The following is a 19,169-nucleotide window of genomic DNA, read 5'->3' as shown; positions in this document are numbered from 1 at the left end:
TCGAAATGACAATACTCACTAAACTTCTGTCCGATGGAATACCGACTCCGTACAGCCGAAGGCAGTCGGAGCGTAAGTCCTGATTTAATCGGAACCAGTACCACTTCCAAACCCGGTAGTACTACACTTTCTCTTACCAGTACTACTCAGGAGCGAATGGGTCTCCATCCCTTCGGGAGAAGTACTGCTCTTTTCTTTATCAGCAATATTCGCGAACGAAGTAGTACTGTTCTTTCTTTTACCAATACTACTGAGTGGAAAAGCAGTACTATATTTCTTCTTATGGATATCCATCCCTTCGGAACCAGTACTGTTTCAGAACAAAGCAATACTACTCTTTCCTTTAGCAATACTACTCACGCGCGAAGCAGCATCCCTCTTTGCTCTATCAATGTGAAGAAACTTTATCTTTTGTTCACATTTTTTGCAGACAGTATATCGCTACTAATCCCTTCAAAAAAAACTTCGTTAATCCCCGAAGCGTTTCATTCTTTCTTCATGCAGCGTTCCTAATTTTGTATTCGTGGCATAATACTTGCCTTATAACAGAAAACAAAATCAATATTCACTAAAACCAAAACACAATGAAAAAAGTAATCATGATGGTAGTGGCTGCAATGTTCAGCGCTGCCATGTTTGCACAAAACGCAACCGCTCCCGCTCCACCGAAAACCAGTGCTCCTATGGATAACGGGCAGGACAAAGACAAAGGCCAGCATAAAGGAGAAATCAAACAAGACAAACAAGAAGTGAAGAAAGACAAAGCGGAATTGAAACAAGACAAAACTGAAATGAAAGCAGACGAAGCAAAAGGCGACAAAGCAGGCGCTCAGAAAGAAAAAGCAGAAGTGAAAAAAGACAAAGCAGATTTGAACAAGGATAAAAAAGATTTGGAAAAAGACAAAGAACACAAAGAACACAAAGAGCACAAAGAACATCACGAGAAAAAATAATTCTCTGCCTGTTCAGAATAAAAGCAGCCCCGTTGGAATATTTTCTGCGGGGTTGTTTTTTTATTATTCGTTTCAATATAGTTAATACTTTTGAAAGCCATGAAGCCCATCGTTCTATTTTCGTTCCTGTTTTTATTTTCAAGCGCTCACGCATTTATTATTTCGAAAGATTCAATTCCAAAAGACACCGCGAAGAAAAACGCTTCCGCAAAAACGGAAAAGTTCCGCAAATTCAGAATGGGAGTGGATTATTCAAGCGATAATACTTTTAAAGGAAGAAAAGACACAGTAACGATTCCGATCATTTCTCCTTCTTTTAAGTTCACTGCAAAATCAGGATTGTTTCTTAAAGCAAACATGGTGCATGTTCCCGCTCCGAAGGCAAAAAAGAAAAAGTTCTTTGACGAATTGGATGCGGGCGCGGGATGGAACTTTGATTTTTCAGACGATTGGGACGGAAGTATTTCCTATACGCATTATTTCTTTGATTCAAAAGTGGCGCGCCTTAAAGCAGCCGTTCAAAATGATGCGAACGCTGCTGTGGGCTATGACTGGAATATTTTGTATTCAAGAATTTTATTTGATTACAATTCAGGCAATCCCAACCTGACTTACAAAGGAAAAAAGATAACCAAGCGCACGAAAGATTTCAGCGTTACCTTCACGAATGTTCACGATTTTGAGTTTACGTTCAGGCACAAACAAATGCTTACTCTTTCTCCCGAAGCCGATGTATTGTTTGGCACACAAAATTTTCTTGCCGCTTACAAAGGACAATCAGATACAACGAAATATCAAAAACAGGCATCTGCTTTTAATCTCACCGCTTATATTTTTTATGCAACCGTGAGTTATGAAATAAAGAAATTCACTTTCCTGTTAGACCCTTCTTACACCATTCCTCAAAATCTTCCGCAGGGAGAATCTTCAAAGCCCTATTTTATTATGTCAGGAAGCATTTACGTTACCTTCAAAAGTAAGAGCAAAAAATAGTTTTATTTCATTTATTACCTTTGCTTCGTGAAAGTAAAATTTCTCTTTTTGTTTTTGTCTTTTCTGTGCTGCGCAAATACTTTCTTGCTGCATGCGCAGCAGGATACTCTCAAAAATCAATTCGGCATCAGCGGTGGGTATCCGCTTCCTGCTTCAATGAACACATTTAAGTTAGATTTTACCGGCATGTTCAGCAGCAGTTTGCATTATGAGCGCTCAGTTTCAAAACATTTTATAGCAGGCGGGAACATTTCCTATTCATTATTCGGAACCACTACGCATATAAATTCAAAGATGAATGTTATCACCGCATCGGGCAATGCAGGGTACAAACTGCGGTTCTTAAAAAAAACAGAATGTGTGCTTGCAGTAAAGGCAGGTTATTCTGAAATACTTTTCAGAACGAAAGATATTCAGCCGCCAGATAATAAGTTTAACGAAGGCGGTTTCAGTGCCGAACCGATTGTGATTCTAAATTATCTTCTTTCAAAAAAACTAGCAATAGGCATACATACTTCATATACTATTATCTTCAAACATTTTGGTGACAGCGATGTGGCAGAAGATGCAACAATACGGTTTTTAAATTTTGGGTTAGGATTTAACTATATGTTTTAATGCGATGAGAAAATTTATTTTTATAGCAGCAATCTCTTTCTTTGTTTTGGCATCTTGCTTTATGATTTGGGTTTGCAATAAACCTGCTGCGCCCAATTGTTCCGACCGCAAACGATGGGATGTGAAAACTCTAACTGATGCAGATGCAGTTAAAATCAATTTCTCTTATGCTGACACTTCCATTTCTGCCTTGACAAGCATTGCACCCCAAAAAACTGTTGACAAAAACACTCCCCGTTTCGGTATTGAGTTCAGAACATTCAGAATTCATTGCCGCATCAGGGAATATAAATTAAGTTCAGATGGCGACTACCATCTTGTGCTGGAAGACATCAACGACCCTTCAAAAACAATGATAGGAGAAATACCCGACCCGAATTGTGGCGCTGTGCAGACAAGTTCACATATTAACGAAATTAATCAGGCAAGAAAAACATTTGAAACTTTTGTTGAAGTAACTTCTCAGGTAAAACCCGGCACATATATAATTGATGGAGTATCTTTCTATGACGAGGTGCACGGGCAATTAGGAGTTGCGCCAAACGGAATAGAGATACATCCTATTTTAAGTATTATAAAACAATAGTTTCTCCCCGCCATGTTCAAAACTGCCTGCGCCATAGTTACATTGTTTTTCTTTTTCGTTTCATCACTGCTGCAAGCGCAATGCATAACCGTTTATCCCAACACCGAAACTTTTGAAACCTCTGCTGCGTGGACAAGCGGTGGAAACAATAATGACTGGGCATGGGGCAGTCCTGCAAAGCCCGTGATTACAGGCGCAGGTGGTGGCGTTAAGTGCTGGATAACAGGAGGGCTCACAGCAAGTTTTTATAATTACTCCGAGCAGTCATACATCGTCAGTCCCTGTTATGATTTTACTTCGCTCGCTTATCCGCATGTTACTTTTAAAATATTTTGGGAGTGTGAGCATAAATATGACGGAGGCAATCTTCAATACTCTGTTAACGGAGGAACAACATGGATTAATGTAGGCGCGTATGGAAATCCGGTTGACTGCATGGATGACAACTGGTTTAATAATTCCGCGATTGTTTTTCTCAACAGCCCTGCATGGATTAGCCCGAATGACGGATGGTCAGGTAACATTCAATCTACTTCCGGAAGTTGTCAGGGCGGTTCGGGCAGCGGAGCGTGGAAGACAGCGCAGCATTGCCTGAACGGATTAGCCGGTCAACCGAATGTACTGTTCCGTTTTACATTCGGTGCCGGAACACTATGCAACAGTTACGATGGGTTCGCCATTGATGATTTCACTGTGGAAGAAGGAATCGCCAATGCTCCTCACTTTACATATACTTGTTCAGGCACAGGTGCGCTTTCATTCACAAGTGTTAATCCTCCCTGTCCAACGCCATCCTCTTACTCATGGAACTTTGGCGACCCCGCTTCGGGCGCTTCCAACACATCCACCGCAGCAAACCCGAGTCACACTTTCAGCGCGGCAGGAACCTACACGGTAACATTAACAACATCAGGCGGACCGTGCAACCCTCCCGGAAGCATATCGCACATAGTTTCTATCATGGGAGTGAACATTGCATCGCAAACCAATGTGAGTTGCTTTGGCGGCAATAACGGAAGCGCATCGGCAACAGCATCGGGCGGAAATCCTTCCTACACTTATTCATGGAGCAATGGCGCAACCACTTCTCAAATCACAAATCTCACATCTCAAATCTATACTATTACAGTTACTGATTCGAGCGGATGCAAGCAAACAGCAACTGTTTCCATCACACAGCCACCGGCAATTTCCATCACCGCCACTTCAACACAAACATCCTGCATTATTAATAATGGAACTGCCACTGCAAACGCAGGCAATGGCGCTGCTCCTTATTTTTATAATTGGAGCAACGGGCAAACTTCTCAAACAGCAACTTGGCTTGGTGCGGGAACTTACACGGTGATTGTAACAGATTCCAACGGCTGTTCAGGAACAGATACAGTAACCGTAACCGGAATCACGGCAACAGTGAGTGCCACCGCTATAAACATTTCAACCGGTTCAAGTTCCACGCTGACTGCCGCAGGCGGAAGTTTCTATTCATGGTCGCCACCGGAAGGATTAAGTTGCATTACTTGTGTAAGCCCAATTGCTTCTCCTTCGGAAACAACCACCTATTGTGTTTTTGCTGTTGACAGTAACGGATGTAATGATAGCGCATGCATCACGATTGATATACTATGCGGAACTGTTTTTTTACCTAATGCTTTTTCTCCGAATGAAGATGGAGAAAATGATGTACTCAAAATTTATGGCAATATGTCCTGCATAAAATCTTTGCACCTGCTCATGTATGACCGCTGGGGAGAAAAGGTCTTTGAAACCAACGAGGCAAACTTTAAATGGGATGGAACTCATCAGGGTCAAGTAATGAATACACAAGCGCTCACGTATTTTTTTTCCATCACATTTATTGATGACACTCAGTTGAAGAAAAAGGGGAATATTAGTTTGATCAGGTAAAGACAGGGTGCGGGCGCATTCAGCATAGCAGTTTGTTTTTTACTTTACATTTGCTGAAAATTATTTATGCGTCATTGGTCAACTCTCATGGTTTTCTTTTTTGCCTGCCTGCAGTTTTCACTCGCGCAGGAAGAATCATCGCCCCTGCTGAAAGAAAAAGAAAAAGAAAGCGGAAAGAAAAAAATAAAAACCTCCACCGGTGTTTTTTATTCATGCAAGAACGGTGCGCCTGCGCCAACGGGAGTTAAATACTCTATGGAAACATTCAACGGTGTGGGCAACCTCCTTCAATCCTTTTTTTATTCTGCTGACGGGGAATTGCTGGAGGCAGAGCAATATCATTATGACACCGCGCAAAAATTAGTTGCTGAAAAAAAGCAACTGCTCAACTTATCTGTTCAAAAGCATCTTTATCATTATGGCGCTAATGGCAATTTAGAATATGGCGAAGTGTATATGGATACTGAACTGGTGCACACGTGCTCTTATCTGTACGATAAAAAGAACCGCCTTTCAGAAATTATTACCGAGCATCACATACTGATTGAAAAAAATATTCCGGTGCAGGAAGCCATCGTGTACGCATACGATGAGAGCGGAAACAAAATAAAAGAAAGCGATTATGAAATTGAACTGTCATCCGAAAAATTCAGCAAAGGCGGAGATGTGGAAAAAGCAAAGTACACCATTAAAAAACTTATTTCTCTTACCGATTATTTGTATGACAAAAACTCTTTCATCACGCAACTGATTCTCCACGATGAAAAAGGATGCATTGCCAAAACAGAATTTCGGTACGATGCCGATGGAAAAATAACGGAAGAGATTCATTATGCCGGCTGCGCAGCCAAACCGGATTACCTTGTGAAATATTCGTACGAATATTATTAACGCGAGTTTCGCTTAAGCATAACCTGATTCTCACATTATAATAGTTATTTTTGCTAAGCCATGAAAAAAGGTTACGCTGTTCTTTTATTCTTCCTCTGCCTGAATTATTTTTCTTATGCATCTGCTCCTCTTTCAGCAGATACTTCGCAAAAGAAAAATCTTAATTTCTTTCCCATTCCCATCCTTCTTCACTCGCCCGAAACGTTCTGGGGTTTTGGCGCAGGAAGCGTTTTCACCTTCAGGTTAAACCGCAAGGATACCGCCCTGCGTACTTCCAACGCCACCGTGCTGGGAATTTATACTTTGAAGAAACAACTTATCACCGCCAGCGAAGGAACTATTTTTCTTCCGAAAGAAAAATACATCATCCGCTGGCAGGCGAGTTTTACCCGTTATCCCGATTTGTTCTGGGGAACAGGAAACAATTCGCCCGATTCAGCGGCAGAGGACTATGCCTTCACGCAATATTACGTTCATCCCGAAATGGTGCGCAAACTTCACCGCAATTTTTATTCGGGGCTTTCGTACGAGCACCAGAATGTTCTGAAGACGGATTATATTGCCGGAGGTTTGTTCGACCGGCAGAATATTGCCGGCAAAGATGGCGGAGTAACTTCGGGCGCGGGCGTTTTGCTTGCGTGGGATAAGCGCAACAATGCTTTCAGCCCCGACCAAGGGGAGTTTCTGCAACTCTACGCGAGCCATTTCAGCCGATACATCGGCAGTGATTTCAGTTACTCGAATTATTTTCTCGATATGCGCAAATATGTTTTAACGCTGCATAGCCAGGTGCTCGTGGTGCAGGCGGTGAGCCAATACACCACCGGCAATGTTCCCTTCCGCAGCATGGCAGCGCTGGGCGGAGCCAGCATCATGCGTGGCTATTACCAGGGAAGGTTTCGCGATAAGTGCATGTCTGCCTTTCAAACCGAATACCGAATTCCGCTGTGGAAACGCCTGGGCATTGCGCTCTTTTCGGGCATGGGCGAAGTAGCCGGCAAATTGAAATATTACAGCATGAGCGGCTTTCATTATTCTTTCGGAGGAGGAATACGCTATGCGCTGAAGAAAAAAGACCGACTCAATATCCGATTGGATTACGGCAAAGGAAACCATTCCGATGGAGTTTACTTTCTTATTTCGGAAGCGTTTTGAAATCTCCGAAAAACGAAACAGAACGTCCCGAATAAAAAATCGGGATTCAGAGCAAAAAAATACGAAACAGGAAATCACTTTCCCACTCTCTCACCTGCTCACTTTCTCGCCTTCTTTTTTCTCTTATGCCCGCTCAAATCCTTCACCGCGCGGTCAAGAAAAATTGCCCCGCTGACGGACCAGAAAGAGCCATCGAAATGAGTTCCGTAAGATGCTTCTAAAAAATCGTAGCGATAGCCGGCTAAAAAATTAATGCCCACCCAGGTGAATGGCTTCACTCCGAAAAAAGCAGGCATCTTCAGCGAAAGCGATATGCCTGCGCCACCGGGGAAAAACGGTTTGCGTATGAATTCAACAAAGTCGTTGGTGTTGAGGTCGTATATTTTATACACGGCATGTCCGTAGCCGAACTCAAAGGGAAAACTCAGTTCCCAGTATTTCTTTCGGAATAAAAACGGCTCAACGTAAGCGGTGCCGAAAACCATGTCGCGCGTTCCGTACCAGTTTTTATATTCCATTGAACCGATTATGATTCCGTTGAAATGAATGCGCGAATAATAGCCGCCAAAACCCACTTTCACTCTATCGCGAATGATGATGCCCGCCCGCTCTCCCCAAATATTCACCGGCTTGCCGCGTATCCACGAAAACCGCTGGTCGAAATCCACTGCGGGAGCAACAGAAATTTTTTTCTTTACGGCAGGCGAAAGAGAATCCTTCCGCAGCGAATCAGGCGGCTGCGACAAGGCAACTTCTGCGCAGAGAAAGCAAAAAAATAAAAAAGCGAAACCGTGAGAAGGAAAGCGCAGCATAAATTACAGGTAACTCTTATTCTTAGACGAAAACACCCAACACTTTGTTACATGCGGCTGCTAAAAGTACATTATATACCGAAGGTAGTCAGGTTTCAGAATTCCATCGAAGTACGAAAAAAATACGAACCTACGAACTACGAAGTGTTCGTACTTCGTAAGTTCGTAAAAGATTCGTACTTCGGTGAAATCAAGTTTCGCAAACCTGATTTGTTTCAGTATAAAAGTACATTAGTAGAGATTGGTAAATTAGCAGATAATCATCAAAACTCCTGCAGGCGCTTTGCAATATTCCAACGGAAAGAAACCGAGACAATGGTGGCATTGCTGTTGTAAACCGCAAGCGCACTTGCTTGATTGCGGAGAATCACATTCACATCGGCAAACATATTATGCATGATTTGATACGTGAGCGATGCGCTGGCAAACTGAATTATACTTCGTGCGCCCTGCCCGATGAAGTTATAATATTCATGCGCGCGGGTTTGGTAAGGAAGCAGGATGTTGCTTCCGAAGTTTTTTCCCGCGCTGTCCAAACCGATAATCGTATAAAATAATTTTCCGGTGAAGGAGAATTTATAGAACGGCTGCCAGCGGAGAATGCCGATGGCTTCGTAAAAATTCGCTCCCAGCGGATGCGCCAGCGGCTGTTCGTAGTTGGAATAATTGGAGTAGTACGAATAGTTGTTGTAGGTTGAAAAAGAAAAATGCGTGTACACATACGGGCGCACCATGTTCACTTCGCCCTGCACATCCAGGTTTTTTATTCCGAACACATCCACGTATTTCATGCCGAACTGAACCGCCTGCTTGTTTCCCCACCAGCCGCGCTGCGCTTTTATTTCACTGAGCAAAAATTCATCAATGAACAATGTCCCGTATGCAGAAAAATGCCGCGCGAAATTCCATTTGAAGTCAAAACCAATATGGGCTTTATCGGGCGCGCCCAAGCCGTTCTCCACTGCTTTATAAAAAATTATCGGATTGAGATAATTATAATCGAAGCCGCGGTTGTTGATGGAATCGGTGTTTCCAAAGGTGATGGACTCAAACAACCCGACATTAAATCTCCTCGCAAGATTGATGGAAAGATAATGCAGCGTCATAAATTTGCGCGGATAATATGTATCGGGTGAATGACGAAGCGTGCTTGCCGTCAGGTCGGCAAAAAGATTGGTGTAATGAAAGCGCCAGATTTTTGTCTCCATCTTCCAGAAAAGATAGTTGGCGGAATAATCGGAAAGCAAAAGCGAACGATAGCCGTTGCCTATGAAATTTTTATCCTGCCCGAACTGCGTGCGTATGTGTTTGGTGATATTGAAACTCACATAGCCGCGCGCAGTGTAAAAATCATAGTCGTTCCTCTTGAAGACGGTCCAGAATCCCTCTCCGGGAACTGCATACGTGCTGTTAATCCTGCCGTTCACATAGGAAGGAAACCCCGCCTGGTTATCGGTGAGAAAAAAATAGAATCCCACTTTTTTATCAACGGTTCCCCTCAACTCTGCTCCTCTTGAATTAATGTAAATGCTTTGCATGACCCAATTGTTATTATCCATCCCTGCGGAAAAGTACGTTACGGGATTCACCTGCAGGTTAAAGTATTTTTCATTCACCGAGTAAAAAGAGTTTTTCTTTTTATAAAAAAGTTTCAGGAAAGTTTTGTTTGCGTTGCCCGAATCGCCTGCTTTGCTCCACTCGTAATTATCTGCTTGCAGGTATTCAATATTTTTTCTATCCGCTTTAGAAAGTTTGAGAGAAGAATCTTTAGCCAGCGTATCGGCAAACAGCGCAATGTCTTTCCGTGTATAGGGTTTGCAGGAAGTAAAAATGCTCGAAGAAAACTTTTTTGATTTTATTTCATAGCGGTCGGGCAATTGCTCGTAATCGCTGTTCAATGGCGCGTAAACGCTCTGCGCCTGAGAAGGAATAAGGAAATAAGGAAATAAGGAAATAAAGAAAAGGCAGAGAGTGCGGATAGCGAATTGGCTGCGAATCTTCGAATAAGAGCCAAGTGATTTTTCTTTGTATTTTATATTCATTCGCAGAGTAGAAGAAGATTCGTTATCCGTACCATTCTTCAAAGGTAGAGAGATTTATGATTCGTATTAATTCGCGGCTCAAAAATAAACCGGGCGGAAGAAAAGTTTTCTCTCCTGCGTTTTAAACCCGATTGCAGGAGCAGGGGTTTTGAAAAAATTAATTGCAGAAAGCGCAGTGTTCCATCCCCTATCGTTTGTATTTACCTTTGATAAATCTGCATCGGGCGCAAGCAGAAATTTGCGCGTGCGGTTGAATGCAGGAATATTTGTTCCGTTTATCTCCGCAGGATTTGTTCTCGCTCCTAACATTCCTTCCGCGCCATAGCCAACGGAAACATTCAGCCATTTGGGAAAATTATCATTTGTCTTTACGAAAGAAGAAATATTTCCCGACAGCCAGTAGGTTTGCCCGTTGTAATCCTTTAACATGCGCTGCCAGAAATTTTTTCCGAGCATGTCGGGATGGTAAGGCGCATACACGCTCAAGTGAAAAGAAAATTTCAGTTGCAGCCGCTGTTCGTTCCATCCCAGTTGCTGCCCGATGGCGAGCCCTGTTCCGCAAATATTGGCGAGCATATCGCCCGAAGAAAATCCCCAGTCGGAAGAAAATCCGTCCATCACTTCTATTGTTGTGAGAAAAGCAAAGCCGGTCATTCCTCCGTACCAGATGGCGTTGCGTTGTTTCATTCCCGTATATTGAAGTGCGTTCATGCCCAGCACGCCAAGATTATAAGCCGTTACCGCATGTCCGATTTTATCCATCTGAAACCACTCGGCATTGTCGTTGAAGAAATGAAATTTGCTTCGCGGAAATTTTTTATACCAGAGATGATTCAATGCAATAAGCGCACCCGTGAACAGCACTCCTTCCGCAACAAACACAGCCGTTCCGCGCTTAGAATCGTAATCAGGAGGCGGAGAAGAAAAATAAGTTGGCGCAGCGTTTTGCGCTGGAAGAATTGCCGGAAGAAAAATAACTATGAAAAATAATTTTCGCATTTACTTTCGGCTAAGTTAGGGTATTATTTTTTTCATGAATGCGAATACAGATTTAGAGTTTAGTTGCTCTCTGCGTTAAATTGTATTTTAACAGCCGTTCGCGCATTGTATGCTAAAATATGGAGTCTGTAACTTTGTCCGTACAAAGCACCAATCCACAGAGAAGCGCAAAGAATCAAAAATAAGTTCAGAAAATGTTTGAAACATATTTATATAGTATTGATAACAATCAACTTATTTTACTTATATTTGTTTTAGAAAATAAAAAAATGCACTTTTATTAATTTGTCCGCTCTATCCCATCAATTTACATTTGTCAAAAATTAACAAACAATTCATTCATTAAAACAAAACAAACATGAAAAAAATTACGCTGCTTCTCATCGCCATTGCAAGCACAGGATTTACTTTCGGGCAAGGAACCAAAAGAGTTCTTGTTGAAGACCAAACCGGAGCATGGTGCGGCTACTGTCCGCGCGGAAGAACCACCGCTGAAGACGTTACTGCCACGTATCCGAATGCCATTTGTATTGGCAATCACGTGGGCGATACCTATGAAGTTCCCTACACGAACACCGTTGATGGCGCTTTCAATCAATATGGTTATCCGGGGGGAATGGTTGACCGTTATAAATTTTCTTCTCAAACCTACGTGGTGATGGCAACCAGTTACTGGAAATCAAACACGGCAAACCGTCTGCTTGTTTCGGCTCCTCTTAATGTTGGCATAACAAGTACCTATAATTCTACCACACGTTTGTTGAGTGTAACGGTGAATGCAAATTTTGTTGCAACTGCTTCGGGCGATATGCGCATCAGTTGCCTGATTGAAGAAGACAGCGTGGTGAATACTGCCGACCCGCAGCATAATTATATGGGCAACGGATGTTCCGCTCCCGATCCTTCAAGCCCATGGTACAGTTATCCCTGCACCATTTCCAACTACACGCAGCGCGATGTAGTGCGCACCAATCTTGCTCCCGATTGGGGAACTTCAGGTGTGATTCCCGCATCTGTTTCAAGCGGACAGAATTTTTCTCAGAACTATTCTTACACCATTCCTTCTAATTATAATGACAAACACATGTTCATTGTTGCGTTTGTTGCATACTACAACACCTCTGTGAACTCGCGCTCGGTTTTGAACGTGAATAAATGCCGCATAGGACAGAGCACGCTGACAAGCGTCAATGATAATCTTTCGGCAAACGTGGTGGAGATAAAACAAAACACTCCTAATCCTTTCAGAGATATTACTGCGCTTCAGTTTAACCTGAACCGCGATGAAAATGTTTCCATCAATGTGTACAACACCATGGGGCAGTTGATGAACAGCATTGCCGATACTAAACTTGCTGCCGGTGAACATACCTATTACTGGGCAGGCGATGATAACGAAGGAAACCGCGTTGCGCCCGGTGTATATTATTTCACCATTACCACTTCAGAAGGAAAAGTTACCAAGCCGATGGTTTTTATCGGTGACTGATTTTTTTCATTTTGTTTCAGAAAAGGGGCTGACTCAAACGAGCAGCCCTTTTTTGTTATACTATACCTTATTATTCTAATACTCTTATATTATCAGAAGAACAGGGTTGAATTTGTTTAAAAACGCTCGAAAAATAACCTTTCTGAAAAAATTTTCCGTTTGATGTAACTTTATATTTATCTTTGCGTAAAGAATTAAAATTAAACCTTCCTCCGATAGATAAAACTTCTACCCGCCTTTTTCGATTCTGATTCCGATTTTAGTATTTTGATTTGCGCTTAATAAGTGATGTGTTGACGTGTATCAACAATAACATTTTTATTATTTACGCATAGATAAACCTATACGCTGAAATTAAAATCAACGTTTAACCGTCCTTCACATCTTGTTATGTGCGGGGCACAACAGGTTTATCATGCAAACTCAACTTTCGCCTCTTTTCGATGTAAGCATTTCCCCGCAAAGCCATCTTAAAAAATTTACCGACCGCGAACTCGTTGACCTTTATCTCGGAGGAAACGAAGAATGCCTTGGAGTTTTGGTAGAGCGGCATCAGCAGCAGTTGTTCGGATTTATTCTCAGGCGCACGCACGACAGGGATTTTGCGAATGATGTTTTTCAGGAAACTTTTTTCAAAGCCATCCGCTCGCTGAAAAGCGGAATGTATTGCGAGCAGGATAAATTTCTTCCGTGGATAATGCGCATTTCCAAAAATATGATTATTGACCACGGCAGAAGAGCGCAGCGTTTCAAACATTTCAGCACGGTAAGAAATCAGGATGGCGGGCGCGAAGATATTTTCAATGTGATGGATATTGGAGAAAAAATAAATATCCGCCACTTTGAAAAAAGGCAGTCGCACAGGCGCATCAGGCATCTCATAAAACGCCTTCCGGAAAGACAGAAACAAGTACTTATAATGAGAGAATATTTTAATATGACTTTCAAAGAGATAAAGAAATTCAGAAGAATGAATATCAATACTGCTTTAGGGGCAATGAGATATGCCTTAATTAACTTGAAAAAGATGGCGCAAGAAGAGGGGCTGCAGTTCGAATAAAAAATATTTTTCAGTTCATACAATAATATAAATAACGGTACGTTGAGCATACGTTAATTTTCAAAAATGAAAACACTAACCCCAAAAATTTCCGCATGGCAAAAACCTCTACGCATTTTCCTATCACTTCTTTTATTGATTCGAACAAGAAGAATGTAAAAGAAGTTTCTCTCAACAATAATCCAAACGAGGAAACAATTCAAAACATCCTCAACTTTTCCAAAGCGCTTTGCGTTAAAAAATTGCGCGCTGCAGGTTTGGTTGAAATTGTTTTGAATTGATTTCTCTTTCGCCTGATTTTTCTTCAAGGATAAATTTAACTTTGTCCTATGAATGAAAAACTAATTGCCTTTGAGCGTTTGCTGACTATCATGGATGAACTCCGTGAGAAATGCCCGTGGGATAAAAAGCAAACCATTGAATCCATCCGCCATCTTACCATCGAGGAAACTTTTGAATTATCAGATGCCATTCTTGAAAAAGATTTGCAGAAAATAAAAAAAGAATTGGGCGATTTGCTCCTGCATATTGTATTTTATTCCCGCATTGCTTCCGAGACCAATGATTTTACTATTGCTGATGTTTGCAATTCCCTCTGTGAAAAATTAATTCACCGCCACCCGCATATTTACGGAAATGTGAAAGTGAAAGATGAACACGAAGTAAAAAGCAATTGGGAAAAATTAAAATTGAAAGAAGGAAACGAAGAAAAAAAATCTGCGCTTAGTGGTGTGCCGAAATCGCTTCCTGCAATGATAAAAGCATACCGCATTCAGGAAAAAGCAAGAGGAGTTGGTTTTGACTGGGAAAAACCCGAACAGGTGTGGGAAAAAGTAGTTGAAGAAGTATATGAGTTAAAGAATGAATTGGACAATGTACAAAAGTCATCGGACATCGGTCATCAGTCATCGGTCGAATCAGAATTTGGCGATTTGCTTTTCGCTTTAATTAATTATGCGCGCTTCATCAATGTAAATCCTGAAGACGCGCTTGAAAAAACAAATAGAAAATTTATCAAGCGGTTTCAATATTTGGAAGGTGAATCTGCAAAGGCCGGAAAAGCACTTTCAGAAATGTCGCTTGCAGAAATGGATGTGTACTGGAACGAAGCGAAGAAACTTTGAATTATTTTTTAAAAGCAAAATATACTGCAAGAATAATGAAAACAAAACTTATGAGATGATTCAAATGTATGGATTGATTTCTAAATGCAATTAATAAAAATCCGGAGAACACAACCAGCGTTATCACTTCCTGGATGACTTTCAGTTGAACCAAATTAAATGGGCCGCCATTTCCTTCAAAGCCGATTCTGTTTGCAGGAACCTGAAAAAAATATTCGAACAGCGCAATTCCCCAACTGATGAGAATGATTGTAATGATTCCTGAATTCTGAAATAAATTCAGTTCCTTAAATTTTAAATGTCCGTACCACGCAAGCGTCATAAATGTGTTTGAGAGAATTAAAAGTCCGATGGTGTAAATTGCTTTCATAGTAATTTATTTTGATTCAAAGGTAATAACTAACTTTGCGCGCTGTGTATAAATTTCTGATAAAGCCGGTTCTCTTTCTTTTTCCTCCTGAAACATCTCATCATATTGTTGTCTTCTTTCTGAAAATTCCCGGAGTAAGTTTTTTGCTGGGATTATTTTACAATTATCAAAATCTAAAACTCGAACGGAAAATTTTCGGATTAACTTTTCTAAATCCGGTTGGTCTTGCAGCAGGTTTTGATAAGGACGCAATTTTTTTTGATGAGATTGCCAGTTGCGGTTTCGGATTTATTGAAGTGGGAACTGTAACTCCCAAAGCGCAACCCGGAAATGATAAGCCGAGATTATTTCGTTTGACGGAAGATGAAGCGTTGATAAACAGAATGGGATTTAATAATGAAGGCGCAGAGGCAATGGTCGAAAGATTAAAGCAAAGAAAAAATTTCAAAATAGTTATTGGCGGAAACATCGGCAAGAACAAAACTACTCCGAATGAAAATGCAATTTCAGATTATGAATATTGTTTCGAAAAACTTTTTGATTATGTAGATTATTTTGTGGTAAACGTTTCTTCTCCGAATACTCCGCATCTTCGCGAACTTCAGGAGAAAGAGCCGCTGAAAAAACTTTTGACAAGATTAATGAAATTGAATTCACAGAAAAAAAATTCCAAGCCGCTTCTTCTGAAAATTGCTCCCGACTTATATAATGAACAACTTGATGATATTATTGAAATTATTCGTGAAACAAAAATTGATGGAGTGGTAGCAACCAATACAACTATTTCAAGAGAAAATCTCCGAACTCCGAACTCCAAACTCCAAACTTTTGGAAGCGGAGGTTTAAGCGGTAAACCATTAACAAAGCGCTCTACCGAAGTGATAAAATATCTTTCAGAAAAATCAAATAGAGGTTTTGTAATTATTGCTTCAGGTGGAATTCATTCGGCAGAAGATGCCATTGGAAAATTAAATGCAGGCGCGAGTTTGGTTCAACTCTATACCGGATTTATTTACGAAGGAGCTAATTTGGTAAACCAAATTGTCAGACGACTGATGTCGGATGACAGATGCTAATACAAATACAATGAAGCAAGAATATAAATTCGAAAAGCTTGAAGTGTGGCAATTGTCAATTGAATTGTTTGATCTGGTTTATGAAATTGAAAAGCAATTGCCAAAGAGCGAGCAATTTAATCTGTCAAGCCAATTCAGAAGGGCAGCAACTTCCATTTCGCTGAACATTGCCGAAGGTTCTACTACTGCTTCTGATTCAGAATTCAAGCGCTTTCTCACAATTGTTTTACATTCCTATATAGAAACGTATGCTTGTTATCAGTTAATCGTCAGAAGAAAATATATTGATGAAAATAAAAATGAATGTATTAAATTTGAAGAAACAGGTTCAATCCTTTTTGCAAAATTGCAAGCATTCATTAAAACTCTTAGTAAATGAATTCAAGCATCCGTCATCCGACCTCCGTCATCCGTCTTATAGAGTGTCCTCGCGATGCCATGCAAGGCATTCATGAATTTATTCCAACTGAAAAAAAAGTTGCGTATATAAATTCCATTCTCAAATGCGGATTTGATACGGTTGACTTTGGAAGTTTTGTTTCACCAAAAGCAATTCCTCAGATGAGAGATACAGCAGAAGTTCTTGGTAAATTAGATTTATCGGAAACGAAATCGAAGTTGCTTGCCATCATTGCGAATGTTCGCGGAGCCGAAGATGCCTGCAAATTTCCCGAGATAACTTATCTTGGATTTCCATTTTCCATTTCCGAAACTTTCCAGCAGAGAAATACAAATTCTTCCATAGCAGAATCACTGAAAAGAGTAGAGGAGATTCAGAATTTATGTGTGAAGAATAAAAAAGAACTGGTCATTTATATTTCCATGGCGTTTGGAAATCCTTATGGCGATGAATGGAATTCCGGCATTGCCATTGACTGGACAAAAAAACTTTCTCAACTCGGAATAAATATTTTTGCAATGGCAGATACTATTGGAATTTCCAATCCTGAAAAAATTACTTACTTGTTTTCTCATCTCATTCCTGAATTTTCCAATCTTGAAATTGGCGCGCACCTTCATACCACTCCCGATACATGGGAAGAAAAAATAGAAGCTGCTTATGCTGCCGGCTGCCGAAGATTTGATTCCGCCATAAAAGGTTTTGGCGGCTGCCCCATGGCAACCGATAAACTCACCGGCAATATGCCTACGGAGAATCTTCTTTCTTACTTCAACAAAAAAGAAATTAGTACAGGTGTGAACTCAAACGGATTGCTGGATGCGATGAAACTCGCCATCCAAACATTTCCAACCTGATAAAGTAATGCGAAAATTGCGAACACATGCGAATGCCCCGAATTTTTTTATTCAAATCATTCGCATAACATTTGTGTTATTGGCATTATGTTTTCTTTCCTCCTGCTTCTCAATTGAAAAAAGAAAATACATGAACGGCTATCATGTGGAGTGGCTTTCAAAAAAGAATAACAATTTACCGCTCCGCAAAATCACGGAGTCCGTCACTTCGTGCGGACAGAGTGCGCGGAGAATACAAAGAGAACCGCAGAAAGAAACAGATTCTGTATTCTCTGCGGAAACCTCTGCGTTCTCAGCGGTTAATAATTCTTCCGAAAAGAATATTTTAGTTGAGAAAAGAAAAATTCAAATTATACCTACTGCATGCTTAAGCGATACGCTTCCCGAAAAAACAAAAAATAAAAATAATCTGCCTTCAAAATTTGATGAGCGGAAAGATGTAACTAAAAAGGAAAGCAATTACATACTAGGTAAACTTGGATTTTACTTTGGGTTTACTTGCTGGATTATTTTTCTTATAGGTCGTTTTTTTGTTATTCCCTATATGAATCCTCCATTTTTCTTAATTGAAATCATGGCTTTAAGTAGTATATCCATTGCTTTGGTTGGATTAATCTTCTCGGTTATTGCAATGAAAAATAATAAAGAAGGAAAAAAAGATGCGATAGCGGGTTTGGTTTTTAATTTGTTTTACTTACTAGTTTACTTAACTCTAATTTTTATTTATTTACGCAGTGTCCCGTAGCGGAGACACTGCTCCGACAAAATAATTTTATATTTGCTGTATGAATAAAGAATCAGAAGATAAATTAACAAATGCTATAATTACTCTGCATCAGGAAATAAAAGGATTGCGCGGAGATATGGATAAACACCAGACGAAGACTAATTCTGAATTAGCAAAACTAAATCTTTCTGTTAAGGAGTTGCGTTTAAGTGTTGTGCATTTGGATGATAGAATGTCTGCTATGGAAGATAGTTTTAATGCCATGCGCTCTGACATGAACGGCTTGCGTTCTGATTTTAACAAATACGCGCAGCGCAATGATGACCGTGCAGATGACCACGAAACCCGCATTACGCGCCTTGAAAACAGCCCATCCATTGCAAGCGAGCCGCGTGCTGTATATAAAAAGATAAAGAAGAAAAAATAACTTCACTCAAAAAAAGTTTTACATTTATAGCTAGAAGAACACTCAAACACCCCCCTTCGTCATCCAATAAACCTATGCCTGTTTGTTCGAAAAAGAATTACATACCTGCATTTGCAAGCGCATACATTATTTGCAGGGGCAGTTAAAGGGCATAGAAAAAATGTTAGACAGCGGGCGCAGCGCCTGCGATATTTTAATTCAGTTGCAGGCGGTGGAAGGCGGTATTCGCAAAATGATTTATGAAGTGTTTGAAGAATATTTGCGCAAAGAAATTGCGCTGCTCATTAATATTCTGCGCCAGCGAGAATGTTTGGATGAACCTTCTTGCCGAAGGATTGATTTCATCAAAAAAGAGTTTCAGAATCGCCCGCTGAATATGCTTGCCGCAGATGTGGACGCCCTAAGAAAGATGCAAAAGGTGCAAGTTCAGTGAAAAAAACGCGCTGAAAATTTATTTTTCCTTTCTCTTGCAAAACACCCCCCTGCCGCACTCACCTTTGTGCATTCATTTTTAAACCTTTAAATCTCTAACTTTAAACTATTCGGATTTAGAAAGTAATTGGTATTTCAATTAATTGGTATAATATTAATTTTTGTTTTGTAAAGCGTTTCTAACAAGCGTTTCAAACATTACTTCATCATCTTTTCGGTTATTATATTTGAAAACAAACTCCGCAATGTA

Annotated in this window: 22 protein-coding genes; 18 read left to right on the top strand and 4 right to left on the bottom strand. The window is 40.6% G+C overall.

Features of this window, described 5'->3' with window-relative positions; genetic code table 11:
* Positions 1-33 precede the first annotated feature (33 nt).
* The 8 genes from HY063_01400 (at position 34) to HY063_01365 (ending at position 7,104) form a co-directional block, all read left to right on the top strand.
* The gene (locus tag HY063_01400; protein ID MBI3500423.1) at positions 34-513 is read left to right on the top strand and encodes a hypothetical protein; all 480 of its coding nucleotides are present in this window, start codon (positions 34-36) and stop codon (positions 511-513) included.
* A 71-nt stretch (positions 514-584) separates the two neighbouring features.
* A complete protein-coding gene (locus tag HY063_01395) occupies positions 585-953 on the top strand; it encodes a hypothetical protein (GenBank protein ID MBI3500422.1) in 369 nt (122 codons plus the stop codon).
* Positions 954-1,052: 99 nt separating this feature from the next.
* Positions 1,053-1,946 carry a hypothetical protein gene (locus tag HY063_01390; GenBank protein ID MBI3500421.1) on the top strand — a complete coding sequence of 298 codons (894 nt, stop codon included), beginning with the start codon at positions 1,053-1,055 and terminating at the stop codon, positions 1,944-1,946.
* Positions 1,947-1,973: 27 nt separating this feature from the next.
* The gene (locus HY063_01385) at positions 1,974-2,564 is read left to right on the top strand and encodes an outer membrane beta-barrel protein (protein MBI3500420.1); all 591 of its coding nucleotides are present in this window, start codon (positions 1,974-1,976) and stop codon (positions 2,562-2,564) included.
* A 61-nt stretch (positions 2,565-2,625) separates the two neighbouring features.
* Entirely contained in the window at positions 2,626-3,150 is a 525-nt protein-coding gene (locus tag HY063_01380) for a hypothetical protein (protein MBI3500419.1), read from the top strand.
* A gap of 12 nt (positions 3,151-3,162) precedes the next feature.
* On the top strand, positions 3,163-5,058 hold the full coding sequence (locus HY063_01375; GenBank protein MBI3500418.1) for a gliding motility-associated C-terminal domain-containing protein: 1,896 nt from the start codon (positions 3,163-3,165) through the stop codon (positions 5,056-5,058).
* A gap of 87 nt (positions 5,059-5,145) precedes the next feature.
* On the top strand, positions 5,146-5,949 hold the full coding sequence (locus HY063_01370; GenBank protein MBI3500417.1) for a hypothetical protein: 804 nt from the start codon (positions 5,146-5,148) through the stop codon (positions 5,947-5,949).
* Positions 5,950-6,009: 60 nt separating this feature from the next.
* Entirely contained in the window at positions 6,010-7,104 is a 1,095-nt protein-coding gene (locus tag HY063_01365; protein MBI3500416.1) for a BamA/TamA family outer membrane protein, read from the top strand.
* Positions 7,105-7,202: 98 nt separating this feature from the next.
* Here the strand turns inward: HY063_01365 and HY063_01360 are convergent, their stop codons facing one another.
* The 3 genes from HY063_01360 to HY063_01350 all read right to left on the bottom strand — a co-directional run bounded on the left by HY063_01360 (position 7,203) and on the right by HY063_01350 (position 10,957).
* Positions 7,203-7,916 (bottom strand): hypothetical protein, encoded by a 714-nt coding sequence (locus tag HY063_01360; protein ID MBI3500415.1) that lies wholly within the window; start codon positions 7,914-7,916, stop codon positions 7,203-7,205.
* Between the two features lie 263 nt (positions 7,917-8,179).
* Complete coding sequence (locus HY063_01355) at positions 8,180-9,871, bottom strand: hypothetical protein (protein MBI3500414.1); 1,692 nt, start codon at positions 9,869-9,871, stop codon at positions 8,180-8,182.
* Between the two features lie 165 nt (positions 9,872-10,036).
* Positions 10,037-10,957 carry a DUF2279 domain-containing protein gene (locus HY063_01350; GenBank protein MBI3500413.1) on the bottom strand — a complete coding sequence of 307 codons (921 nt, stop codon included), beginning with the start codon at positions 10,955-10,957 and terminating at the stop codon, positions 10,037-10,039.
* Between the two features lie 358 nt (positions 10,958-11,315).
* On the opposite strand from HY063_01350, the gene HY063_01345 reads away from it, so the two are divergent.
* The 4 genes from HY063_01345 to mazG all read left to right on the top strand — a co-directional run bounded on the left by HY063_01345 (position 11,316) and on the right by mazG (position 14,630).
* Positions 11,316-12,446 carry an Omp28-related outer membrane protein gene (locus tag HY063_01345; GenBank protein ID MBI3500412.1) on the top strand — a complete coding sequence of 377 codons (1,131 nt, stop codon included), beginning with the start codon at positions 11,316-11,318 and terminating at the stop codon, positions 12,444-12,446.
* A 415-nt stretch (positions 12,447-12,861) separates the two neighbouring features.
* Entirely contained in the window at positions 12,862-13,506 is a 645-nt protein-coding gene (locus HY063_01340; GenBank protein ID MBI3500411.1) for a sigma-70 family RNA polymerase sigma factor, read from the top strand.
* 95 nt (positions 13,507-13,601) lie between these two features.
* Positions 13,602-13,787, top strand: coding sequence for a hypothetical protein (locus tag HY063_01335; GenBank protein MBI3500410.1), 186 nt, complete (start codon positions 13,602-13,604; stop codon positions 13,785-13,787).
* Positions 13,788-13,835: 48 nt separating this feature from the next.
* Positions 13,836-14,630, top strand: coding sequence for a nucleoside triphosphate pyrophosphohydrolase (mazG, locus tag HY063_01330; GenBank protein MBI3500409.1), 795 nt, complete (start codon positions 13,836-13,838; stop codon positions 14,628-14,630).
* A gap of 1 nt (position 14,631) precedes the next feature.
* On the opposite strand, the gene HY063_01325 is transcribed toward mazG, so the two are convergent.
* Positions 14,632-15,000: a DMT family protein gene (locus tag HY063_01325; protein MBI3500408.1), complete on the bottom strand. Its 369-nt coding sequence runs from the start codon at positions 14,998-15,000 to the stop codon at positions 14,632-14,634.
* A gap of 44 nt (positions 15,001-15,044) precedes the next feature.
* On the opposite strand from HY063_01325, the gene HY063_01320 reads away from it, so the two are divergent.
* The 6 genes from HY063_01320 (at position 15,045) to HY063_01295 (ending at position 18,920) form a co-directional block, all read left to right on the top strand.
* Positions 15,045-16,076, top strand: a complete 1,032-nt coding sequence (locus HY063_01320) for a quinone-dependent dihydroorotate dehydrogenase (protein ID MBI3500407.1) — start codon at positions 15,045-15,047, stop codon at positions 16,074-16,076.
* Between the two features lie 10 nt (positions 16,077-16,086).
* Positions 16,087-16,455, top strand: coding sequence for a four helix bundle protein (locus HY063_01315; protein ID MBI3500406.1), 369 nt, complete (start codon positions 16,087-16,089; stop codon positions 16,453-16,455).
* Positions 16,452-17,333 (top strand): hydroxymethylglutaryl-CoA lyase, encoded by an 882-nt coding sequence (locus tag HY063_01310; protein ID MBI3500405.1) that lies wholly within the window; start codon positions 16,452-16,454, stop codon positions 17,331-17,333. The genes HY063_01315 and HY063_01310 overlap by 4 nt, the downstream gene beginning before the upstream one ends.
* Before the next feature lie 79 nt (positions 17,334-17,412).
* Positions 17,413-18,078, top strand: a complete 666-nt coding sequence (locus HY063_01305) for a hypothetical protein (GenBank protein MBI3500404.1) — start codon at positions 17,413-17,415, stop codon at positions 18,076-18,078.
* 40 nt (positions 18,079-18,118) lie between these two features.
* Complete coding sequence (locus HY063_01300) at positions 18,119-18,487, top strand: hypothetical protein (protein MBI3500403.1); 369 nt, start codon at positions 18,119-18,121, stop codon at positions 18,485-18,487.
* 82 nt (positions 18,488-18,569) lie between these two features.
* Complete coding sequence (locus HY063_01295; GenBank protein MBI3500402.1) at positions 18,570-18,920, top strand: metal-sensitive transcriptional regulator; 351 nt, start codon at positions 18,570-18,572, stop codon at positions 18,918-18,920.
* Positions 18,921-19,169: the final 249 nt, after the last annotated feature.

The organism is Bacteroidota bacterium, assembly GCA_016195025.1.
Classification (GTDB): Bacteria; Bacteroidota; Bacteroidia; order Palsa-948; family Palsa-948; genus Palsa-948.
This window is presented reverse-complemented; position numbering and strand designations above follow the sequence as displayed.

Bases quoted from the DNA above. Each gene is read 5' to 3' on its own strand.
- HY063_01315 (MBI3500406.1), top strand. From the start codon at position 16,087: ATGAAGCAAGAATATAAATTCGAAAAGCTTGAAGTGTGGCAATTGTCA.
- HY063_01340 (MBI3500411.1), top strand. From the start codon at position 12,862: ATGCAAACTCAACTTTCGCCTCTTTTCGATGTAAGCATTTCCCCGCAA.
- HY063_01350 (MBI3500413.1), bottom strand. From the start codon at position 10,957: ATGCGAAAATTATTTTTCATAGTTATTTTTCTTCCGGCAATTCTTCCA.
- HY063_01310 (MBI3500405.1), top strand. From the start codon at position 16,452: ATGAATTCAAGCATCCGTCATCCGACCTCCGTCATCCGTCTTATAGAG.
- HY063_01300 (MBI3500403.1), top strand. From the start codon at position 18,119: ATGAATAAAGAATCAGAAGATAAATTAACAAATGCTATAATTACTCTG.
- HY063_01375 (MBI3500418.1), top strand. From the start codon at position 3,163: ATGTTCAAAACTGCCTGCGCCATAGTTACATTGTTTTTCTTTTTCGTT.
- HY063_01380 (MBI3500419.1), top strand. From the start codon at position 2,626: ATGATTTGGGTTTGCAATAAACCTGCTGCGCCCAATTGTTCCGACCGC.
- HY063_01370 (MBI3500417.1), top strand. From the start codon at position 5,146: ATGGTTTTCTTTTTTGCCTGCCTGCAGTTTTCACTCGCGCAGGAAGAA.
- mazG (MBI3500409.1), top strand. From the start codon at position 13,836: ATGAATGAAAAACTAATTGCCTTTGAGCGTTTGCTGACTATCATGGAT.
- HY063_01395 (MBI3500422.1), top strand. From the start codon at position 585: ATGAAAAAAGTAATCATGATGGTAGTGGCTGCAATGTTCAGCGCTGCC.
- HY063_01335 (MBI3500410.1), top strand. From the start codon at position 13,602: ATGGCAAAAACCTCTACGCATTTTCCTATCACTTCTTTTATTGATTCG.
- HY063_01325 (MBI3500408.1), bottom strand. From the start codon at position 15,000: ATGAAAGCAATTTACACCATCGGACTTTTAATTCTCTCAAACACATTT.
- HY063_01345 (MBI3500412.1), top strand. From the start codon at position 11,316: ATGAAAAAAATTACGCTGCTTCTCATCGCCATTGCAAGCACAGGATTT.
- HY063_01390 (MBI3500421.1), top strand. From the start codon at position 1,053: ATGAAGCCCATCGTTCTATTTTCGTTCCTGTTTTTATTTTCAAGCGCT.
- HY063_01400 (MBI3500423.1), top strand. From the start codon at position 34: ATGGAATACCGACTCCGTACAGCCGAAGGCAGTCGGAGCGTAAGTCCT.
- HY063_01365 (MBI3500416.1), top strand. From the start codon at position 6,010: ATGAAAAAAGGTTACGCTGTTCTTTTATTCTTCCTCTGCCTGAATTAT.
- HY063_01360 (MBI3500415.1), bottom strand. From the start codon at position 7,916: ATGCTGCGCTTTCCTTCTCACGGTTTCGCTTTTTTATTTTTTTGCTTT.